Annotated in this window: 22 protein-coding genes; 12 read left to right on the top strand and 10 right to left on the bottom strand. The window is 65.3% G+C overall.

Features of this window, described 5'->3' with window-relative positions; all coding sequences use genetic code 11:
- Positions 1-320 precede the first annotated feature (320 nt).
- The 5 genes from ACIO3R_RS21645 to ACIO3R_RS21665 form a co-directional block, all read right to left on the bottom strand.
- The gene (locus ACIO3R_RS21645; RefSeq protein ID WP_402107834.1) at positions 321-623 is read right to left on the bottom strand and encodes a hypothetical protein; all 303 of its coding nucleotides are present in this window, start codon (positions 621-623) and stop codon (positions 321-323) included.
- Entirely contained in the window at positions 620-1,363 is a 744-nt protein-coding gene (locus ACIO3R_RS21650; protein ID WP_402107837.1) for a GntR family transcriptional regulator, read from the bottom strand. Before ACIO3R_RS21650 ends, ACIO3R_RS21645 begins: the two co-directional genes overlap by 4 nt.
- Positions 1,360-1,584 carry a hypothetical protein gene (locus ACIO3R_RS21655; RefSeq protein ID WP_402107840.1) on the bottom strand — a complete coding sequence of 75 codons (225 nt, stop codon included), beginning with the start codon at positions 1,582-1,584 and terminating at the stop codon, positions 1,360-1,362. Before ACIO3R_RS21655 ends, ACIO3R_RS21650 begins: the two co-directional genes overlap by 4 nt.
- 199 nt (positions 1,585-1,783) lie before the next feature.
- Entirely contained in the window at positions 1,784-2,095 is a 312-nt protein-coding gene (locus ACIO3R_RS21660) for a hypothetical protein (RefSeq protein WP_402107843.1), read from the bottom strand.
- Between the two features lie 12 nt (positions 2,096-2,107).
- Complete coding sequence (locus ACIO3R_RS21665) at positions 2,108-2,386, bottom strand: hypothetical protein (RefSeq protein WP_402108393.1); 279 nt, start codon at positions 2,384-2,386, stop codon at positions 2,108-2,110.
- Positions 2,387-2,464: 78 nt separating this feature from the next.
- Between ACIO3R_RS21665 and ACIO3R_RS21670 the strand changes: the two genes are divergently transcribed.
- The 8 genes from ACIO3R_RS21670 (at position 2,465) to ACIO3R_RS21705 (ending at position 12,212) form a co-directional block, all read left to right on the top strand.
- Positions 2,465-3,220 (top strand): GntR family transcriptional regulator, encoded by a 756-nt coding sequence (locus ACIO3R_RS21670; protein WP_402107845.1) that lies wholly within the window; start codon positions 2,465-2,467, stop codon positions 3,218-3,220.
- A 579-nt stretch (positions 3,221-3,799) separates the two neighbouring features.
- A complete protein-coding gene (locus ACIO3R_RS21675; protein ID WP_402107849.1) occupies positions 3,800-4,870 on the top strand; it encodes an LPO_1073/Vpar_1526 family protein in 1,071 nt (356 codons plus the stop codon).
- 767 nt (positions 4,871-5,637) lie between these two features.
- Positions 5,638-6,867 carry a helix-turn-helix domain-containing protein gene (locus ACIO3R_RS21680; protein WP_402107852.1) on the top strand — a complete coding sequence of 410 codons (1,230 nt, stop codon included), beginning with the start codon at positions 5,638-5,640 and terminating at the stop codon, positions 6,865-6,867.
- A gap of 178 nt (positions 6,868-7,045) precedes the next feature.
- Positions 7,046-7,369: a hypothetical protein gene (locus tag ACIO3R_RS21685; protein ID WP_402107854.1), complete on the top strand. Its 324-nt coding sequence runs from the start codon at positions 7,046-7,048 to the stop codon at positions 7,367-7,369.
- A gap of 390 nt (positions 7,370-7,759) precedes the next feature.
- A complete protein-coding gene (locus ACIO3R_RS21690) occupies positions 7,760-8,992 on the top strand; it encodes a hypothetical protein (protein WP_402107856.1) in 1,233 nt (410 codons plus the stop codon).
- Between the two features lie 107 nt (positions 8,993-9,099).
- Entirely contained in the window at positions 9,100-10,422 is a 1,323-nt protein-coding gene (locus ACIO3R_RS21695; RefSeq protein ID WP_402107859.1) for a UDP-glucose dehydrogenase family protein, read from the top strand.
- A 26-nt stretch (positions 10,423-10,448) separates the two neighbouring features.
- A complete protein-coding gene (locus tag ACIO3R_RS21700) occupies positions 10,449-10,778 on the top strand; it encodes a MazG-like family protein (RefSeq protein WP_402107860.1) in 330 nt (109 codons plus the stop codon).
- A gap of 354 nt (positions 10,779-11,132) precedes the next feature.
- Complete coding sequence (locus ACIO3R_RS21705) at positions 11,133-12,212, top strand: three-Cys-motif partner protein TcmP (protein WP_402107863.1); 1,080 nt, start codon at positions 11,133-11,135, stop codon at positions 12,210-12,212.
- Positions 12,213-12,214: 2 nt separating this feature from the next.
- Here ACIO3R_RS21705 and ACIO3R_RS21710 read toward each other — a convergent pair whose 3' ends face one another.
- From ACIO3R_RS21710 to ACIO3R_RS21725, 4 genes are all read right to left on the bottom strand, one after another.
- Positions 12,215-12,982 carry a DUF5131 family protein gene (locus ACIO3R_RS21710; RefSeq protein WP_402107866.1) on the bottom strand — a complete coding sequence of 256 codons (768 nt, stop codon included), beginning with the start codon at positions 12,980-12,982 and terminating at the stop codon, positions 12,215-12,217.
- 444 nt (positions 12,983-13,426) lie between these two features.
- Positions 13,427-13,648: a hypothetical protein gene (locus ACIO3R_RS21715; RefSeq protein ID WP_402107869.1), complete on the bottom strand. Its 222-nt coding sequence runs from the start codon at positions 13,646-13,648 to the stop codon at positions 13,427-13,429.
- 258 nt (positions 13,649-13,906) lie between these two features.
- Positions 13,907-14,602: a hypothetical protein gene (locus ACIO3R_RS21720; protein ID WP_402107872.1), complete on the bottom strand. Its 696-nt coding sequence runs from the start codon at positions 14,600-14,602 to the stop codon at positions 13,907-13,909.
- Positions 14,603-14,679: 77 nt separating this feature from the next.
- Entirely contained in the window at positions 14,680-14,955 is a 276-nt protein-coding gene (locus tag ACIO3R_RS21725) for a hypothetical protein (protein ID WP_030595208.1), read from the bottom strand.
- 278 nt (positions 14,956-15,233) lie between these two features.
- Here ACIO3R_RS21725 and ACIO3R_RS21730 point away from each other — a divergent pair, with 278 nt between their 5' ends.
- The 4 genes from ACIO3R_RS21730 (at position 15,234) to ACIO3R_RS21745 (ending at position 17,206) form a co-directional block, all read left to right on the top strand.
- On the top strand, positions 15,234-15,482 hold the full coding sequence (locus ACIO3R_RS21730; protein ID WP_385030415.1) for a hypothetical protein: 249 nt from the start codon (positions 15,234-15,236) through the stop codon (positions 15,480-15,482).
- On the top strand, positions 15,479-15,880 hold the full coding sequence (locus tag ACIO3R_RS21735) for a DNA-binding protein (protein WP_402107878.1): 402 nt from the start codon (positions 15,479-15,481) through the stop codon (positions 15,878-15,880). The genes ACIO3R_RS21730 and ACIO3R_RS21735 overlap by 4 nt, the downstream gene beginning before the upstream one ends.
- 310 nt (positions 15,881-16,190) lie before the next feature.
- Complete coding sequence (locus ACIO3R_RS21740) at positions 16,191-16,538, top strand: transcriptional regulator (protein ID WP_389215954.1); 348 nt, start codon at positions 16,191-16,193, stop codon at positions 16,536-16,538.
- Positions 16,535-17,206, top strand: a complete 672-nt coding sequence (locus ACIO3R_RS21745; protein WP_389215951.1) for a nucleotidyl transferase AbiEii/AbiGii toxin family protein — start codon at positions 16,535-16,537, stop codon at positions 17,204-17,206. The genes ACIO3R_RS21740 and ACIO3R_RS21745 overlap by 4 nt, the downstream gene beginning before the upstream one ends.
- 334 nt (positions 17,207-17,540) lie before the next feature.
- On the opposite strand, the gene ACIO3R_RS21750 is transcribed toward ACIO3R_RS21745, so the two are convergent.
- On the bottom strand, positions 17,541-17,834 hold the full coding sequence (locus ACIO3R_RS21750) for an alpha/beta fold hydrolase (RefSeq protein WP_402107882.1): 294 nt from the start codon (positions 17,832-17,834) through the stop codon (positions 17,541-17,543).
- Between the last annotated feature and the right edge of the window lie 74 nt (positions 17,835-17,908).

Here is a 17,908-nt window from a genome sequence, read left to right on the forward strand (position 1 = left end):
TCCACGGCGAAGTCCCCATGCCCGAACAACGCTGAATCTCTGACGCGGACACGGTCAACAGGACCGATCCACCTCATTGTGTTAGCCGTTGTAAGACCGTCCCGTGGTCGGCGCCAGGCTTACAAAGCAGCGATCCACCATCCCAAGCTCATGGCACGCGTCGTGTTCTACGAACCGATCCTCGGGGGCATCCCGCCGGCCCTTGCAGAGCAACCGGACTGGTATAACGCAGCGGGGAGGGGGACTCGACAATTTTCGCTCGGCCCCCTCCCCCGTAGCGGGGAGTCTGTCCTCGGTTGGCGCTGTTGTGCGCAGCCTCTTCAGATTCGGCGAGGCTCGCTCACTACGAGCAGATGCCCGCGGCTGGCCGCAACCCGAAGCACGTCCCGCAGGGCGCCAGTCAGGTCGTGAACCAGACGGCGCAGGTCGTTCAGGTCCGTGTCCTGGTCGTCGAGGGTTCCCGAGACCTCTTCAAGCAGTTGGGCCGCCGTCCCGAGTTGGACCGCTTCGATGCTGTCCGCTAGGCGGGACATGAAGCCGGCCGGGTCGTCAGTGCTCAGGTAGCAGGGCTTATCCTCTGGGCCCGACCACGGGAGGAGCCGCAGTTCGTTCGGCGTAGTCATCCTTGGGTCTGCCTTTCGTCGAGCACGTGATGGGCAGTGAAGACGGCATCGACGCGGTCTCCCGGGAAGGCCAGAAGCGCGGCTTCGATGACGCGGCCCGTGGAGTCGGTGGCGATGCGGGTGACGGCGAGGACGGCTGCGGTGGATCCGATGCGGAGGGCCGAGGCTTCGTCCGGTGTGGGAGAGCGGGCGCAGACCGTCTCTCGGACGGTGGCCGGCGACGGGCCGAGGACGGCGAATCTCGTGACCGCCTCCCGGCGCGCGGAGTCGTCGTCGAGCACTCCGGCCGGGGCCAGGTCGCGCGGGATGTAGATGCGGGCCAGGCCGTGCGGCGACCCCTGTTCGAGGCTGAGGCAGGAGTACTCCGCGAGGGGGCTGCCCGTTGGCACCTTCAGCAATGTCGTCAGGTGCGCGGAGGCCGGGACCATGGTGCTGCGAACCGTGACGCGCAACGTTGGCTCAGCAGCGGTCCAAGGGTCCAGCGTGCCCCAGCCACCGACGTACATGATCTTGCGACGGGGGCGACGGACGAAGTTGCCCTTGCCATGGATCTTCTCGACGAGGCCTTCGCCCTGGAGCACGGCGAGAGCACGACGCAGCGTCACCGTGCTGACCTTGTACCCGGCGGCCAAGCCGACTTCGGACGGTAGGCGCTCGCCGGGCTTGATGCGGCCAGTCGTGATCTGGTGGCGGAGGTCGTCGGCAATGTCGTGGTGACGACTGGGCACGGAGCCGGTCACCGCCTTCTCAGCAGTCGCACGGCGACGAGCCGGGTACGCGTGTGTATGGCTAGCAGCTCCCCCGACTCGAAGACGAGCTGTTTGGCCCCCTGCGGGAGTTGGAAGAGGTCCCTCACCCGGCATGCCTGGCCGCCGAGTTGGATGATGTCGCCGCGTTGCACGGTGGCCGCGGTGACCTCGATGTGGGAAACCAGTGCACCGGCGGGGCCTTGAGGCCTCACAGCGTCACCTCCACGGCCGCGGACCGGTCGGGTGCCGAGTGGCACGGGCATTCGCACGCCTCATAGATCACCGGGACGTCGACCGGTGCCAGGAGCGGGGAGGACTCAACGCAGGAGGAGTGTGTGCCGATCCGACACGCGATCGAGCGGTAGGGGACGGACGTGGTGTCCGCACCGCGCGGCTGTCGACGAGGGGGCATCAGCGAACCCCCGCGAGAGCCGACCAGGCATCGGCCGGCAGACGAGGCGCGACGACCACCGCTCGCGTCCGAACACGCGCTTCCCACGCCACCAGGTACGGCCGGACAAGCGCGACGTCTTCACCCCTCAAGGGGCGACGGTGGACCGCGCCAGCCGAAGCCTGGCCCAGGGGAACGGTCGACGCATCATCCGGCGCGGCCGAGGTGGGAGCGGCCAGCGGCCGGGAGGGCGTTAAGGGGCGGCGGTGCCGGCCCTTGGGGAAGTACCGCTCTCTGGTGAGGGAGGCGGCACGGCGGATACGGTTGAGCATGCTGGTCAGCTCCTATCGCTGATAGCCCGGTCCCCCGACATCGCCCGTCGTGGGGACCGTTTTGCGTACGACCGCCCATAAGGTGCGGCCGTTCAAGCTGGTGGCCAGGAGTCCGAATCGATCGGCATCGGCCACCACGTCCAGGACCTCCCGCCAGGACTCGGCGGAGAGCGTTTCCGGCACTTCTGCCTCGACCGTCGTGAACCCGTTGTGCTCCTCCACGCGCGTGGGGAGCCCGGCGGCGGACAGCCGGGCGGCAATGGCCGCCGCACTCACTCCCGAAGCGGACACAGCACAGCCCCCGTCACCGACGATCACTTTCAGTGAAGCTAGTTAACTAGATTAGAGCTAGTGGACTAGATTTTCCATATGTCTGAGCAACCGCCGTATCTCCGCATCGCCGACGAACTCCGGCAGCGCATCGCGGAGCACGTCTGGGAACCGGGGGACCGCCTCCCCTCTCGCGCCCAGATCGGCCAGGAGTGCGGCGTCGGCGAGAACGTGGTGCGCCGGGCGCAGGAGTTGCTGATCTCTCAGGGAGTGCTGGAGGGCCGGGCCGGATCGGGCACGTACGTCGCCGAAGCCCGGCAGCGGGTTCGGGTCGTCCGGTCATCCGCACGCGAGCAGCCCAGCGGCTCCCCGTTCCGCCAGGACATGAAGGCCCTGGGCAGACAGAGCGACTGGGAGAGCCGGACCGAGGCGAAGGTGCCGGCCCCGGCGGAGATTGCCGCGCGGCTGGGGATCGGCGAGGGTGAGTTGTGCGTGCGGACGACGTACGAGTTCCTGGCGGACGGCAGGCCGGTGCAGCTGTCGACGAGTTGGGAGCCCTACGACCTCACCGCGGGCACTCTCGTCGTCCTCCCCGAGGGAGGGCCGCACGCCGGGGCAGGTGTCGTGAACCGCATGGCCGTGATCGGAGTGACCGTCAGCCATGCGGTGGAGCAGCCGGAGCCGCGGCAGGCGACCGCCGAGGAGGCGTCGCTACTCGGCATCCAGAAGGCCGCACTCGTGACGCACATCAGGCGGACTTACTACAGCAACCAGGGACGCCCCGTGGAAACAGCAGACATCGTCGTGCCCGCAGCGCACTGCGAGATCGTCTACGCGATCCCGATCGACCGGTAGCGAGCGGACGTCCGACACCCTGGAACATCCGAAGCCGCGCCCAGCCGCGCCCTCGTCCATACCCGGATGAGGGAAGGAGGGCTCTATGAGACACCGCTCTGAGGAGAGTGGTAGGGCCTGACTGCCCGGGGCTCGAAGTCATCCGAGGATCCAGGCCCTGCTCGCACCCGGTTGCCCCCTACAGGCCGCCGGGGCGGTTACGTGTCCAGCCAAGGACGCTTCATGGCAGGTAAACGGCGAGTTAGACGAATGGCAGACACGAGCGACACAGGTACGTGACAATATTGTCGTGACTAGCAATCAACGCCGCGCCCTCTGGGGCGGCACCGCAGCCCTTGGCGTAGTCCTCCTAATCGTCAGCGTGTACTTAGGACTTGAGAAAGCGAGCATGCTAGGGGGGATCGTTGGCGCATTTTTTGGCTTGCTCGGAATCGCCATCGGAATATATCAACTCCGAAGCACGCCAGGCGGTTCCACCGGAAGCCCTAAGCAGATCCAACGCAGCGGAAACGACTCAGTCAACTTGCAGAGCGGAAATGACCTGACGATTGGCGACAGTAACACGTTCGGAAAATCACCATGAAATGGAATACTAGGCAACAAAAATCGCGCGACAATAGTCTGAACATGCAGGCCGGGAGGGACATTGCCATAGGGATGGGGTACAGGGATGTAAAAGAGATTTCTCGTGATACGGCAATGGAAGTTTTTGCAAAGAACTTTCAATCACTCAGCAGGGAGGCTCACGCTATAGCTCAACAGCGGGCCGATGAATTCACCCTCAACCTGGTCGAATCTCTTCAGCAGCGGGCCCCGTATGTCCTGGAAGACTTTCAGGACCCAGGCACGCAGTCGGCACTTTTCTCCGCGCAGTCAGGGTACGCAAAGACGGGTGATGCAGACCTTGGTGAAGTGCTGATTGAACTTCTCATCAGTCGCGCAAGTTGCCGCCAGCGTGCCACTTCACAGCTTGCCTCGAACTTCGCGGTAGGAATCGCCGAGCACTTGTCATCTCATCACTTCGCGATTCTCACCTGCAATTTCGCATTAAAGCAGCTGGCCTACGGCGAAATACGTTCAATCGGTGCGCTTGCTAGAAGCATCGGAAAGTCCATCGAACCATTTTTTCAAGATCTAAGGGACGCCGATCCTGCCGACCTAGATTACCTAGCTGGCCTCGGTTGCACGATCGCTACAGCCGGATCCCTTCCCCCCGGAAAATATGCCGGTCTGAACTATCCCGGTTTATTCACGCGGGGATTTTCAAATAAAGAGATAATGCATGCCGAGCGCCTTATTGGCACTCGACTGGTGCGCCCCTTTGGGCCGGAGCCTGACCGCTACCAAATAAACGCCATCACGAAGGAAGAGCTTCTGGACCTCATTGACACTCTATTCCTCCAAGAGATCACCGACTTGGCTTTATCGACTCTCAAAAATACCGTATTGGATGAGCGCGAGATCGAGCGAATGCTCACTGAGAGCAGGCCAGATCTAGCACCGATCTTCAGGCGCGTAAGGGAATTGGAAATGAACGGACACATCAATACAGCGATCGGGACTGCGATCGCGCACGCCAACATGCGCCGGATCATCCCCGAATTTGACGTTCCGCTTGCCGCCCTCATCCCAGCTGGATCAGCATCCTAGCTACTCTTGGCACCCCGAACCATCTCTGAACGTAGAACGGGTATCAACCTTGCAAAGGAATGCCCGTCGAAGCTGTTTCAGGACGAAGTGGCGATGGCGCCTGGGCTGGCCCCACCGAGAGGACATACACCGCTGCTAGGCTCCCGTTGATGAGGTCGTCCGCACAGTAAAGGGCGGGACCCGGGGTGCGACATGGGCCGTCTGCCTCATCATCTGACCGCACCAGATGCGCACCAGATCGAGCGGTCAGCCACGGTCAACGCCGGATCACCGATGCCGAAGTAGACGCACCGCAGACTCGTTCCCTCGCAGGTCAGGCACCCATCCAGGCTGACGCGAACGGTGATTCCCAAGCTCAGAGCGCGAGTTCGATTCTCGTCACCCGCTCCATGATGAAGGCCCTGGTCGGAGACCAGGGCCTGTTTGTTGTCTAGACCATTTTCAGAGCCCGTGCCATTCGCGTGCCATAACGGCCTCCCGAGGCGCATCCATAGTGGATGCGTCACCCCTCAGGGCGGGCGAGGCACCAGCGGGTGAACCCTCGCACCTGCTGGCCGGAGTTCGTGAACAGCGACTCGACCAGGTCGACACCGGCACAGGCCCCGCGAGAGAGAACCGGGCGTGCGCCCGTCGCCTCTCACCCGTCACCTCTCACCCTGCAGCTCGACACACGCGCAAGCCGCGTCATGGGTACCGTTCTGGAGACGAACTCTGTACGGACAGACCGGTGATCGCGCCGGGGCGTCCGGCGGCCGGGAGGTGTCCTGATGCTGGAGGAAGCCGAGGAGATCGGCAAGCGCGTCCGCAGGGCGAGGCTGCGGTTGGGCATACCGCAGGCCGACCTGGCGACAGCCCTGGGGAAGTCGCAGGGCTGGGTGTCGAAGATGGAACGTGGCCTGATCGAGCTGGACCGGGTCGGGCTGCTCAACCAGGTGGCCGCGGAACTGCACATCCATCCGAACGACCTGATCGGACGCCCGTACAGCAGCTCCCCCGACGACAACCAGTGGCAGGTCGCTGCCTCGTCGATCCTGCGCGAGCTGCGCCGCTACGACCTCGTCCCCGTCTTCGACGGGGCACCGCGGCCCGCATCACAGCTGTGGCGTGAGGTAACCCGGCTGCACCGCCTGCGGGACACCGCCTCAAACGTGGCGATTCTCCGAGTCCTCCCGGACCTGTTCCGCGAGGCGCGTGCCTTGGCGGAGGAGTCGGAGGGGCACGAGCGGGAGGAGGCGTATGCCATCTACGCCGTGTGCTGCAAGTTCGCACACACCGCCGCCCACTCCCTCGGGCACCTCGAACTGGTCGCCATGGCGTGCGAGCGGGCCGCATGGTCAGCCAGGTTGTCGGGAGATCCGGTGCTGCCCGCCGTCGCCGACTGGATGAGGGTCTGGGACATGTGGGCGACGGCTGACTGGGCCGACGCTCTGACGCTCTCGGACAAGGCGATCACCTCGGTGGAGCAGGAGTACGACCGTGGCGAGCCGCTGGCCGTGCGGGCCTGGGGCACGCTGCAACTGCGGGCTGCGGTCTCTGCCGCCCGAGCCGGCCGCGCCTCGGAGGCCGAGGACCGGATCGGCCACGCGAAGGCTGCTGCCGAACGCATGGACGCGTACGTCGGGGCACCGGTGTACGACCGGCATTCGCTGACGTTCTCCGCCGGGAACGTGCAGATCCATGCGATCAGCGTGGCCCTGGAAATGGGCAAGCAGGGCAAGGCACTGGAGATAAACCGCCGTACCAGCCCGGGGCTGGTGGGTTCGCTGCCCAACTCCCGTCAGGGACACCACCACATGGACGTCGCGCGGGCCTGGCTGTGGGACGGGAACCGGGGAAAGGCTCTGGCCGAGTTGGAGACGGCCGAGCGGATCGCACCCCAGCTCGTGCGGAACCACCCCATCGCCCGTTCGACGCTTCGCAGCATCGTCTACGCGGAACGAGCAGCCACGCGGGAGAAGTTGCGGCGCCTGTCCGACCGCTTCCACCTGGACGGATAGGGGTCGTATTCCTTCGGCTCATATTCGAGGGTTGCCCTGACCCTAACTTCAGGGCATGACGCCACGACGTTCTCCCCACCTCCCTTCCCAGGGAGCCGGGTTAGCTACCGCAGCTCCCTTCGTCCCCCGGCTCGGCGACCTCGCCACCGACAGCGCCCGCGAGGACCGTGTGGGGGTCGTGGTCACCCTCCCTGGCGAGGGCCCCGCCACGACGTACCACCTGCGCCCGCCCGGGGGCGGGACCCAGTGGTCCGCGCCCGCCGACGGGACGACGCTCAGACCCGTGCCGGTCAAGGCCACCCACGCCACGCTGCTGCCCGGCCGAGACGCGGTCTACGACCCGAGGGCCCAGCAAGGGTCGGTTCCCGTCGAGTTCCACTTCGATGACGGCACGACCCTCGACGGCGCGCTCATCCTCACCTCTACTGAGCTGGAGCGGTTGCACTCGCAGACCAGCCGCCTCCTTGACGCCCACGAACGCGCCCTCGGCGGCACCTCGTGACCGGGGCTCGACGCCGCCATGCCCGAAACGCCGCGTCCAGACACGCACGGCCCGACCACGGAAGCCGAATCGCGCTCACGTTCCTGGCCATCGCCGGCCTGGTCGGCCCGGCCTGGGCACTGCGTGAGCACGCCGGCCCGCTCCTCGAAGGCGCTGGTCACCGGCCCTCCGCCGTCGCGCCGGACGCGAGCCTGACCTCCGACCGCTGAGGCCGCTCCCGGCACCGAGGCCGCTGCCTGCGCTCGGCCGCCGGAGCCTCCCACGCTGCTCTCTCGTCGAGCGGCGCTGAAGAACCGTGTCGCTCAGCGCGGCTTCGGCTGCCCGGAGCGGGACGGCCTGCACCCCGTCAGCCATCTGGAACATCCACGCGTGATTCTCCAGGGAGGGATCGTGGACATCCCATACATCGTCATCGACCAGCTCGTCCCCGCCCAACAGCAGTTCTGGAAGACATACTTCGGCGACGCCGACCGGCCCCGCTACATCGAAGAAGGCATCTGGCGCCGCACCCAGGAGAAGGCCACCGCCGACCAGTCCGGCTGGGCGGCCTCCGACGACGCACGGCGGCGGATCATCCACTACCGCTACAGGTACGGCTTGGTGCCCACCACGGCTGCGCCGGCCATCGGCTTGACCGACCTGTACCTCTATCACTCCGCGTCCGCGCCGTCCGACGAGATCGACGCGCACCACGACGCCCTGTGGGATTCACTCGCCACTGGCGGCTGGAAGGAGGCTCCCGGTGGATTCTTATGGACCCGGCGGGATCTGAAGTGCCGGATCACCGAGCACGACGTCCACCCCCAGGACGCCGCTGCGGGCCGCACCCTCCCAGTCGGCTACCGGAGCCTGGACGTGCAGATCGCCTCGGTGTCCTACGCACCACCGCCCGCTGTCCGGCAGCTGCCGTGGAACGTCCTCTCCACCGGGATCAGGTGCAAGGACCGCCCCGGTACGCCGACCCGCGTCCCGGACCTGTCCGTCCTCGCGGACCTGCTGCCGTTCCAGGTGGAGATCGGCTGCGGTACGTCGGTCGAGGCGGGTATCCCGCCCCTGCACCGGCTCCACGAGATCTACCGGGTGACCGACCGCCAGGGCCACGAGCCTCGGGAACACCGCTTCACCCTCTCCCCGACAGCGGACACGCTCCTCCACGAGGTTCTGACGGAGCCGGAGGAGAAGACTGCGGAGTTCGTGGAGATGTTCCGCGCCTGCTTCCTGGCCGAACCGACCCCGGCGATGTGGGCGCTGAAGGAACTGAAGGACGCCGGTCACCTCGTCGGCCCGGTCATCACCAACAACTTCGACGTGCTCGCGGCGCGTGCCGGGCTCGACGAGTGCTTCATGCGCCGCTACGACCAGGCCGTACCCGATGTCGAGTGGGTGGACGGTGCCAAGGCCCTCCTCGTCGTCGGCCTGCACGCCGACCGCCGCAAGGTCCAGGCCCGAGCCCGCGCTCGCGGCATGCAGGTCGTCTACCTGGACCCGGAGGGCTTCTGGCACGACGGCCAGTTCATGCCGTACCCGCTGGAGGGGCCCCAGGACGGTGACCTGGTGTGCCGGGCAACCGCCGCTGAGGCGTTGCCCGCACTTGTCAATCTCCTGAAGCAGCAAGCTGGTTGATTGACCTGCGCGAAGAGGGCCGCGCCGGATGGTGGCGCTAGCGTGACGCACCCGGCCGGCCCGGACTCCCCGGGCGGGCGAGAGACAAGGAAAGGAGCGTCGACCCCATGCGCGTATCCGTCATCGGCTGCGGTCACCTGGGCATCCCCCACGCCGCTGCCATGGCCGAGATCGGCCACGAGGTCATCGGCGTGGACCTGGACCAGGCGAAGATCGACCGCCTCAACGCCGGCGAGTGCCCCATCTACGAGGAGGGCCTCCCGGAACTCCTTGCCACCCACACCGCATCCGGGCGACTGCGGTTCACTACCAGCCTGGTCGAGGCCGCCGAGTTCGCCGACATCCACTTCCTCGCCGTAGGCACGCCCATCGACGCGGACGGACGGAGCTACGACACCGGCCAGGTCTTCGGCGCCGCCCGCGCCCTCGCCCCGCACCTAACTCGCCCGGCAGTGGTCATCGGCAAGTCCACGGTCACCGTCGGCACCTCACGCGACCTCGGCGCACTCCTCGCACGTCTCTCCCCGGCCGGTGAGGACGTGGAGGTCGTCTGGAACCCGGAGTTCCTCCGCGAGGGCCACGCCATCGACGACACCCTGCGACCCGACCGCATCGTCGTTGGCGTCCCCTCGGCCCGCGCGGAGGACGCCGTACGCCAGGTCTACGCACCTCTCCTGGCGAACGGGATCCCACTGTTCGTGACCGACCCCGCCACCGCCGAACTCATCAAGGGCGCCGCCAACGCCTACCTCGGCATGAAGATCTCCTTCATCAACGGCGTCGCCGACATGTGTACCGCCGCCGGAGCCGACGTCCAGCAGCTCGCCGAGGCCATCGGCCTCGACCCCCGTATCGGCCGCGGCGGCCTCAACGCCGGCCCCGGTTATGGCGGCGGCTGCCTCCCGAAGGATGTCCGCGCCTTCACCGCCTCTGCCCGCACTCTGGGCGCCGCCGAGGCAGCGACCATGCTGCGCGCGGCGGAAGAGGTCAACGAATCCCGCCCCACCGCCGCGCTGAAGCTCATCGAGCAGACGCTCGGCCGCCCCGTCGACGGCGCACGCATCACCGTCTGGGGCGCTTCCTTCAAGGCCGGAACCGACGACGTCCGCGAATCCCCGGCCTTGGCGATCGCCGCCCTCATGCACCAGCGCGGCGCGACCGTCACCGTCCACGACCCGCACGCCGTACCCACGGCACTGCGCCGGCACCCGGAACTCGACTATGCCGAAGCCCTCGACGACTCCGTCCAGGGCGCCCAACTGATCGTCCTGGCCACCGAGTGGCCCCACTTCCGCGAGGCCGACCCCAAGGCCCTCGCCCCGCTGGTCGCTGACTCGGTCCTCGTCGACCTCCGCAACCTCATCGACGCCGACGCCTGGCGCATGGCCGGATGGACCGTACGCCAGCTCGGTCGCCCCGCACAGGAATAGCCGAACCCATCGATCGGAGGTCCGACGTGGACACCCTGTGGGACAACATCGAGAAGCTCTCCGCCGTCTGCCGAGCGGCAGGCGCTCACCTCCCCGACGAGGAGCTCAAGGCTCTCCAGGTCGGCAAGGTCGCCGAAGAGGCCGGCGAGGCCATGCACGCCCTCCACGGCCTGAAGGGCCTCACCACCTGTGGCGACGACCACTCCTGGTCCGAGGTCCAGAACGACCTCGTTGGCGCCGTCATCGCAGCCCTTCTGACCATGCACTACATCGACCCCGCTGGTGCCCGCGCCACCTTCGACGAGATCTTCCACCGTCGGACGCGACGGGGCCGGGAGGCCGCTGCTGCGGCCTGACGGCCTCCGGACATGGCCGTCAGGCCGCAGCAGGTGAGCGCGGTCGACGGCCACGTCCGACACACAAGCTGCGGCAGGCACCTGCTCCCAGCGCGGTAGAGCTTTCCCTACTTAATCAAGGCGGCTCGCTCCGCTCGCCGCGCGCTCCCCGGCTGCGCCGGTCGCGCGGCTGGAGCGAGCACCAAGTGGGGAAGAACCCCGCCGTGGCTGGGGCGGTCGAACATTCGGGCGAATTTGCTGCTCTCGTCGACCATTTTTGACATTTGGCGTGCGTTTAGCTGCGGATCGGACCCATAATGCTGCCGAGCATGCCGATTGCGTCGAGGGGGACACGTGGCAGCACCGAGGACTACCGTGTGGCAGCTTGACCCGCACACCAAAGCCAAGCATGACCTTTTGAAGTCGTATCTAGGCGGCTGGTTTCCCGTCCTGTCCTCCTATAACGGCAGGATCGTTTTCCTAGATGGTTTTGCAGGTCCGGGGCGCTATCAATCCGGCGAGCCGGGATCCCCGCTCATCGCACTTGACACCCTGCTTTCTCACAGCTACTTCGACAAGATGAAATGCGAGTTTCTTTTCTTTTTCTGCGAGTCAAAGAAGGATCGATTCGAGAGCCTCACTCAGCAAATCGAAGGCTATAAAGAGGCGAACCAACCTTGGCCAAAGAACGTTAAGGTACAGCTGGTCAACTCCGAGTTTTCCGAGACGGCGACCAATCTGATAGACCACCTTCGAAACCAGAAGCGTCGCCTTGCGCCAACTTTCGCTTTCGTCGACCCGTTCGGTTTCTCAGGACTCCCGATGAGCATCCTTTCAGAGCTGCTCTCATTCGACAGCTGCGAGCTGTTCGTGAACTACATGGTCGATCACGTTAACCGCTTCGCCACCGCAGGAAACGTAGATCACCACCTCATCGACCTCTTCGGCACGAACGAATACAAGCAGGTAGGAAGCCTCCCGCCCGGCGTAAGTCGCCAGCAATTCCTGCACGATCTTTACGAGCGCCAGCTCACAGACGTCTGCAATTTCCCTTACGTGCAGTCATTTGCCATGATCAACAAAACCGGGCACATCGGCTACTACCTCTTTCACGGAACTCGCGGCATCAAAGGCGTCGAGTTGATGAAGGAGGCCATGTGGAAGGTCGACCCTGGAGGCGGCTTCAAGTTCTCGGACCGGTTGGCCGGCCAAGACGTACTGTTCACCGACTCAGCCGTAGACACCGATCCACTGCGACGAGCGCTCCTCGCTCAGCACAGCGGACGACGCGTCTCCATCACGTCCCTGGAGCAGTTCACTTTGATCCACACGCCGTACAAGAAGACGCACCTGCGTAAGCCCGTCCTGACGCCGCTGGAGAGGGCAGGAGTCATCCAGGTTCAGCGACCGGGCCGGAGCGGCTTCCCCGACGGCACCTGGATCACGTTCCCCTGACCTCATACTCCAGCGCGGGACTTCGCTTTCGGATACTCGTCCCAGGTGCGCCCCTGTAGCAACCTACCTCCAGCCTTGGGAGTCGATCCTCCCCATTGCTTAAAGAAGAAGGGCACGTCGGCCTCAGAGCACTGGTCCCGCAAGGAAGTGACCCAACTTTCTTCAATGGGACGATGCCCCTTTCCCGATTCACCTCCGGCGATGACCCAGCCGATACCATCCAGATCAACCGTGCCGAGCTTTCCGATCAAGGGCTCGCACGAGAGGAAGCGGACAAACGCCGGAGTGCTCCTCAAATCGTCAATTCTCGCTTTGAATTCAGAAGCTTCGACAGTCACCCCCATCCAGACATTCTCAGGCCAGTCAATTCGATCGGCAACATTCCGCATTCTTCGCGACCGCTTTGTCAGAATCTGATACGTATGCTGCGGAGTTTCGCGCATCACATCAAAGATGTCCTTGATGTAGGAAACTGGCACTCTTGCATGGAAAAGGTCAGACATTGAATTAACGAAAACCACTCTCGGCGACTTCCATGTGTACGGAAGCCTCAATGAGTCTGGATGTATAGCAAGCCCGAAGCCTGGACCCGACGTCCGCGGATCTCCGTCGATCTGATACTTCGGAGACCCCATCGCCTTCAGCCGCTTCGCTAGCACCAGGGCATAACAGTTGTCGCAACCTTTCGAGATACGGTCACACCCTGTAGTGGGGTTCCATGTCGCCTCAGTCCACTCAATGGTGCTTCGGTCTGCCATTTTGGGCTCCATCCCCTAGCGCCTTGGGCTCCGCCCATACTCCCTCATCTTCAACGCTTCTGGAGCGCTTGGGAAACCACTTCATCAGTACGGAACGGCACAGATTCATGTCGATCACCCCTGAGCGCCCAGGCTCAACACGTCGTCAGCCCCTCAATCAGGTCTTGACCAGTCGCTTTGCCGCGTACGAGCGTGGCCCTTGGCCAGTTCTCGGCACATGCCCTGAGTCGAGCCAGTGGCAGCCAGCACGAGCGTCGGAGCCATTCCCACCCAATCTGCCCCGACGCCACCACGCGCTCCGCCATCCCGTCAGGGACGGGCATGCCAGATGCATGCCAGACCGCACGGGCAACAGCGGTCAACCTGGGACACCGGAGCTTGGTCGAAGGGTGCGGTGATAGTGCATCTTGCCTGGCCAACGCCTTCTAGGGGCAGATCGATCCGTGATTCCCAAGCTCAGGTGAAGGGTGAAACCTGCTGGCTCGCCAAGTGCTCGAGTGTGGCTTCCAGGCACGCCTCGGCGGACGACAGGTCAGTCCTGAAGACCCCCTCCGGCCCGAGAGCGCCGCCGGAGACGATCACCATCCAACGCTGCCCCTGTCCGCGCTCACCATCAGCCTTGAAGACCACCGAGCATCCTCGCTCGGCCAACCACTCCATCAGTTCCACGACGTCCACGACCGCCCCCTCCCAGGCCCGTCCAGGACGAGCCGTAGCGCACCAGATTGGCACCAGAATGACCGGTCAACAGTGGTCACCACGAGCCACGCTGACACTACTCAGCTCACCCAAGATGGAGACGTTTCACCAGGTCCACGTCTCAGCCGCTCTCAAGCGATCAGTGATTCCCAAGCTCAGAGCGCGAGTTCGATTCTCGTCACCCGCTCCATGATGAAGGCCCTGGTCAGAGACCAGGGCCTTGTTTACTTCCGGCTGCTACGGCTCCGTGTCGAGGAGTCGGGCGGCCTCGCGAGGGTCCATCAGATTGGACCAGGCTTGTTCGGCGGGGAGCAGGTCCCGCTCCGGCAGGGCGTATTCGGGGTACCAGCCGTCGGCCTCGCAGCCGGGGACGTTGCGCAGGATCAAGGTGGTGAGGTTCGGCGGGACCGAACCCGTGATCCGCACCGCGAGGTACGTTTCGTGGCCGTCGTCGGCGCGAACCTGGAGGCCGACGGTAAAGGTGTCGAAATCCACTGTGTGTTCCTGGCCGTCCCGGAGGGTGGCACGGCTCAGGGCCAGAACCATGGTCCGGAGTCGCCGGACGAAACGGACTCCCGCTTCGGCGCGATAGCGAATGTGGTCCTCGCGAGCGGGGAGCAAGTGGGCTGTGTACGTGGCGGACTTGAGCGCTTCGGCGTTGCCGGCGTTGTAGCGGGTTCGGGCGGTCTTGCCGTCGGCTTCGAGAGCTGCGTAGAAGTCGTCGGTGGAGCCGTCCTCGCGGCGGCCGGCCGCCACCAGCCACGGAAGATCGGCGTCCACCCAGACCGCCCCGCGCCAGCGCTGGACCTTCACCTTGAACAACACCTGGTCATCGACAGCGCGGATGCGCTCGTGCTTGGCATCGTCCGCCGCGAACTGCTCGGCGGTCTTCGCCAGGATCGGGTGCTCGATCTCGTCCAGGGGGTCGGTCACCGCCGGCAGGGGGAGTCCAAGGTCATCGCGTAGGCATCGCAAGGTGGGCCTGGCGGGCCGCATCGCGGCGGGGCCGGTCATTCGTCGATCCCGCCGACCGCGTCGATCTCCTCCGATGTCAGACCGGTCAGGAGCATGACGTCCGACTTCAGGGAGCCGTCCAGGACGCTGAGCGCCTCCACCATGCCCTCACGCAGATCCTCACGCCGTTGGTCCAGGTAAACCCGTACCGCCTCCGCGACCAGGTCCTTCTTCGTCAAGCCCAGGAAATGCGCGCCCTGGCTGATCAACTTGTCCGTCGCCGGGTCCACCTTGAGCGGCGACTGCCGGGGCGGCTTCGAAGCCGTGGTCATGAGTCCCACCTCCACATCCACGGTACCTTAGTACCTCATGTTGAGGTCTCGCTGATGACCACAATGAGACGCGGTCCGCCGGTACTACGGCTCCGAATCAATGACGGACGACCGGGGCCTTTCGCTTGCCCTCCAGCGGAACCGGCCCGGAGCCTCACGCTACGGAGAGCCGGGGTGCGACCGCCCACTATCCCCGCCCGGAGCATGCGGCCTCGACTGTCAAGGCTCGGGTCCTGAGACCCGAGCCAGCATGTGCATACTCCAGTATGCTTAGACTCATGTCCTCAACGACTCGCATCACCGTCACGCTCCCCAGCGACCAGGTGGCGGAGCTCCGCAAGCTCACGGACAACGTCTCCGGCTACGTAGCGGAAGCCGTGGCCCGCCAGATCCGGCACCAGCTCCTGGGCGAAGACCTCCGCCGCTATGTGGAAGAGCACGAACCCTTCAGCGACGAGGAGCTCTCCGAAGCCCGCGCGAAGATCTTCGGCTCCGCCGGCACCTCCAAGGGCGCGGACGCCGCGTGAGCAAGCGCATCGAAACCGTCGTCCTGGACTCGGAAGGACTCTCCGCCTGGATCGCGCAGGACCGCAAACTCCTCGCGATGCTTCAGGTCTTCCACGACATGGGAGCCGACCTGGTGATCGGTGCGAACACCATCGTGGAAGTCAGCCACTCCCGCACCAACATGCCTCGCCTGAACTGGACCCTGTCCCGCATCAAGGTGGAGCCCGTCACCGAGCAGGCGGCGAAAGCGGCGGCTGAGCTCCTCAAAAGCGCCGGGCTGCACGGGCACAAGTACGCCATCGACGCCACGGTCGCCGAGGTCGCGCTCCGCCAGCCGAAACCCGTCGCCCTGCTGACGTCCGACAGCGATGACATGACCAAGCTCTGCGGCAACCAAGTCCGCATCATCCCCCTCTGACCAGTCGGCCCGCCCGGAGCACGCGTCGCACTGCCAGCTCTCGTGCCCCATCCGTGCCCAGCAGAGCGGACAACAGCGGTCAGACACGGCTCCCAGAGACCGGGAGCCATCCACCTGCCCATTCCGAAATCGCAGGCCAGAGCCCCTCCAACAACGTAAGAACCGTTGATTCCCAAGCTCAGAGCGCGAGTTCGATTCTCGTCACCCGCTCCACAGCAAAGCCCCAGGCCAGTGGCCGGGGGCTTCTTTATATGCGGCAGCTCGTCACCGTTCGGTCTGCTTCGGTGGCCTCTCCCTGGATAATCGACGTATGGCATCACAGCCCAGCCTTTCCGATCTCCGCCGCGCCAAGTTCGCCCGGCGCCTGCCCGCAGCACTCTCCGAACTTGCCGGCCCTGAGCACGGCACAGTGAGCCTGCCACTTCACCTGGCGTGGTCGGGACTGACCACATTCGATCTCGATCAGCCCCGGCTGCGGATGAGCTACTACCGCATCGTGCTGGCCGAGGGCCAGCACGACGATCTGGTCCGGTATCTCAATCGCGGCCTCGTCGTCACCTTGTGGCCCACACTGCGCGCACTGATCAGCCGTGACGTCCGTGAAGTCTGGGAACGCTCCTTCGACGAACTCGCTCACAGCGCCCGGTCCGCTGCGTGAACCTCACCGACCTGCACCGCCGCTTGCTTGCAGACGTGCTCGCTGTGGGCGGCTCCTACCCTCTGGCGCTTACCGGCGGCTACGCGGTCCAGGCACACGGCCTGGTCGACCGGCTCAGCCAGGACCTCGATGTCGCGACCGAGAACCCCGATCGTATGGAGGACATTGCCACTTCCGTGCGAACGGGCCTGGAACAACGCGGGTGGCAGGTCAGCGCTCTGGAAACAGACCCGCTCTCCGCCCGCCTGATCGTCACCGATCCTGCCAGCCGTGAAGAGTGCGAGGTCGACATCCTCAAGGAAGCACTCTGGCGGCCACCCGTGCACACAGAGCACGGCTTGGTGCTGTCCCTCGAAGACGTCGTCGGAACCAAAGTCCGCGCGCTGGCCGACCGCGGACTCGCCAGAGACTTGATCGACGTACAGGCCGCCGCGAACCGCTGGAGCCATGTCGAACTCGAGGAACTCGGACGGCGCCATGCTCGCGACTCCTTCGATCTGAGCGAGCTTCAAGCCCGGCTGGGCGGAGCCGACTGGATCGACGACACGGAATTCGCCGCCTACCGACTCGACGAGCAGGCAATCACCGGGCTGCGGCAGTGGGCACAGGCATGGGCCACAGACATCGGCGAACGACTCCAAGAGCTGGAGACTCCCCACGAAGACTGATGGCCGCGTGGCGACCGGACATGCTCAGCAAGATGCACGGCAGGCTACTCAGCCCCCAGCGGCTGTGCCCCATCCGTGCCCAGCAGAGCGGACAACAGCGGTCAGACACGGCTCCCAGAGACCGGGAGCCATCCACCTGCCCATTCCGAAATCGCAGGTCAGAGCCCCTCCAACAACGTAAGGACCGTTGATTCCCAAGCTCAGAGCGCGGGTTCGATTCTCGTCACCCGCTCCATGGAAAAGCCCCAGGCCAGCCGCCCGGGGCTTTCTTGTTGGCCCGGAGCGGAATCCGGATGACGCCGACTGGCTTCGGTCAGCCAGGCCGGGGTGGACATCAAAATGGGACCTGCCGCGCCGCCCCGCCCTCGTGCTGTACCAGCGACCTACTCACGACACTGTCGCGTCCGATGCCGTGCGGTCCACCGGGTGATGTGCAGCCGATCCCCAGGGCGCGCACCCGGTGCGGGTGGCGGGCTGCGAGTTGCTGGGCCAGGCGTCCGCCCATGGACGTGCCGTAGGCGTCGGCCCCGTCGATACCGAGGTAGTCAAGCATCGCGACGAGGAGCGACCCGGCGGTGCAGCCGCACAGAGTGCTGCTCCACCCGGTCTTCCTGACGTCATAGTCCACCTCGTCGCCCTTCTCATCTGGCGTGGCTTGTCGTGGAAGCCGGAGAGAAGCTCTCACTCAGCTGCTGTCCGGCG

This window comes from Streptomyces sp. NPDC087428 (assembly GCF_044744085.1).
In the GTDB taxonomy this organism is placed as follows: domain Bacteria; phylum Actinomycetota; class Actinomycetes; order Streptomycetales; family Streptomycetaceae; genus Streptomyces.

Coding starts and splice junctions, on each gene's coding strand:
- ACIO3R_RS21645 (WP_402107834.1), bottom strand. CDS start 623: ATGACTACGCCGAACGAACTGCGGCTCCTCCCGTGGTCGGGCCCAGAG.
- ACIO3R_RS21660 (WP_402107843.1), bottom strand. CDS start 2,095: ATGCTCAACCGTATCCGCCGTGCCGCCTCCCTCACCAGAGAGCGGTAC.
- ACIO3R_RS21670 (WP_402107845.1), top strand. CDS start 2,465: ATGTCTGAGCAACCGCCGTATCTCCGCATCGCCGACGAACTCCGGCAG.
- ACIO3R_RS21675 (WP_402107849.1), top strand. CDS start 3,800: ATGAAATGGAATACTAGGCAACAAAAATCGCGCGACAATAGTCTGAAC.
- ACIO3R_RS21680 (WP_402107852.1), top strand. CDS start 5,638: ATGCTGGAGGAAGCCGAGGAGATCGGCAAGCGCGTCCGCAGGGCGAGG.
- ACIO3R_RS21695 (WP_402107859.1), top strand. CDS start 9,100: ATGCGCGTATCCGTCATCGGCTGCGGTCACCTGGGCATCCCCCACGCC.
- ACIO3R_RS21710 (WP_402107866.1), bottom strand. CDS start 12,982: ATGGAGCCCAAAATGGCAGACCGAAGCACCATTGAGTGGACTGAGGCG.
- ACIO3R_RS21725 (WP_030595208.1), bottom strand. CDS start 14,955: ATGACCACGGCTTCGAAGCCGCCCCGGCAGTCGCCGCTCAAGGTGGAC.
- ACIO3R_RS21730 (WP_385030415.1), top strand. CDS start 15,234: ATGTCCTCAACGACTCGCATCACCGTCACGCTCCCCAGCGACCAGGTG.
- ACIO3R_RS21740 (WP_389215954.1), top strand. CDS start 16,191: ATGGCATCACAGCCCAGCCTTTCCGATCTCCGCCGCGCCAAGTTCGCC.